This is a genomic window from Streptomyces durbertensis (assembly GCF_014156695.1).
Classification (GTDB): Bacteria; Actinomycetota; Actinomycetes; order Streptomycetales; family Streptomycetaceae; genus Streptomyces; species Streptomyces durbertensis.
The window spans coordinates 1-457 of the sequence record NZ_WMLF01000944.1; the positions used below are offsets into that span (position 1 = coordinate 1).

At 75.9% G+C, this 457-nt stretch carries 1 pseudogene; it reads right to left on the reverse strand.

Going from position 1 to position 457, the window contains the following annotated elements:
- Positions 1-457 (reverse strand): annotated as a pseudogene (locus tag GL263_RS27800) (hydrolase); the annotation flags it as partial.

The window sequence follows — 457 nt, forward strand, 5'->3', positions numbered from 1 at the left end:
GGCCGAGGGTGACGGCGGGGCGGAGGCCGGCGGTCATGGCGGCGAGTCTGGCGAGGCGGGCGGGGTCGTCGGCGTCGGTGTGGAGGTCGACGGCGCAGCCGTGTTCGGCGGCGATCTCCAGGATGGTCTCGGTGTAGCCGGCGGGGTCGGGGTCGAGGTCGGGGCAGCCGCCGACGGCGGTGGCGCCCATCTTGACGGCGTCGCGCAGCATGGCGGCGCTGTCGGCGCCGGCGGTGCCGGTGAGGAGGCGGGGGACGGCGGCGGTGGTGAGTTCGGTGAGTCCGCGCAGCGCGCGGCGGGCGGCGAGGACGGCTTCCAGTGCGCGGAGGCCGGTGACGTCGCCGATGCGTACGTGGGTGCGGATGGCGGTGGCGCCGTGGCCGAGTTGCAGCAGCGCGGCCTCGGTGGTGCGGCGCTGGATCTCGGCGGGGTCGGTGGAGGGGCTGTCTCTTATACA